Source organism: Lacticaseibacillus salsurivasis (genome assembly GCF_036246225.1).
Taxonomy (GTDB): Bacteria; Bacillota; Bacilli; order Lactobacillales; family Lactobacillaceae; genus Lacticaseibacillus; species Lacticaseibacillus salsurivasis.
Genome location: NZ_BTTP01000045.1, coordinates 1 through 1,118, shown reverse-complemented (window position 1 = coordinate 1,118; position 1,118 = coordinate 1). Strand labels below are relative to the sequence as shown.

The following is a 1,118-nucleotide window of genomic DNA, read 5'->3' as shown; positions in this document are numbered from 1 at the left end:
CGACGAATTGTCAACTCAAGTGCAACTTTTTACCCAGGAAGACTTCTGATGGCGTCTTCCAGCCTAAGACCTTGCGTGGTCGGTTATTCAGTTGTTCAATATAAGTCTCAATTTCCTGGTCGCTCTGAAGGTCTAGGTCTGTGTTCTTGGGAAAATATTCTCTAATCAGTCCGTTGGTATTTTCGTTAGTTCCTCGTTGTTGAGGTGCGTGTGGGTCAGGAAAGAAGAGCTTTGTATTCAGACGTTCTGCCAGCTCCGTGTACCGGGCAAACTCCCTTCCACGGTCAGGAGTTACTGTTCTTACTCGGTTAGCTGGTAAGGCACCAAGCAGCTCGATTATGACGTCTCTAACAGTGTCAGCTTTTGCGTTGGCCGTTCGCTTCGAAAGTAGATAACGTGATCTACGGTCAACTAGTGTTACTAATGCAGAGTGCCCTGTTTTGCCGCGTACTGTATCGCCTTCCCAGTGACCAAACCAGCTGCGATTTTCTGCCGACCGGGGTCGGTCGTGAATGGATGGCACGTCATTGAAGCGCCCTCGGTGTTCATTTATGGTACCTTTGATTTTGCGCGTCTTACCTCGGTGTCGAAGCTGCCTTGGTAGGCCCCGAGCACCATGGCTCTTCAAGGGAACGCCGAGATTATCTAGGTAGATACCCCTGTAGATAGTCGAATAGCTGATGCGAATAGGACTACCTTCTAGTGACAAGCGACCGGCGATCTGCTCAGGCGACCAATGTAGCACCGTGATATATCGAATGACGGCGTCTCGAGTCTCCGGTCGAGTGAGGATCCGAGGACGCCTGCTAGCCAAGCGCACCCGCCGGTAACGGTCCTGAGCATCGGCCGCTGAATAGCCTTGCCAGCCGCCGTTACGTGCAATTTCACGACTGATTGTACTCTTGGAACGGCCTATCTCTTTGGCGATAGTATCAAGAGTTTTGCCTGTAGAGATACCAAGTAGTATCGATTCACGGTCTTTTAAGGTAAGATGGGTGTACGGACTCATAGCCGAGTTCTCCTTGTAGTTGGTGTTGTGGTGATTCCATTTTACAAGGACTCAGGCTATGAGTCTTTTCTATTTGACTAATTTGTTGCACTTGAATTGTAAATCCGTC

General features: G+C 49.6%; 1 protein-coding gene. It reads right to left on the bottom strand.

The genetic code is table 11. The annotated features are described in order from the left end of the window. Nucleotides 1-10: 10 nt before the first annotated feature. Complete coding sequence (locus AAA927_RS12860) at nucleotides 11-1,009, bottom strand: IS30 family transposase (protein ID WP_338218160.1); 999 nt, start codon at nucleotides 1,007-1,009, stop codon at nucleotides 11-13. Between the last annotated feature and the right edge of the window lie 109 nt (nucleotides 1,010-1,118).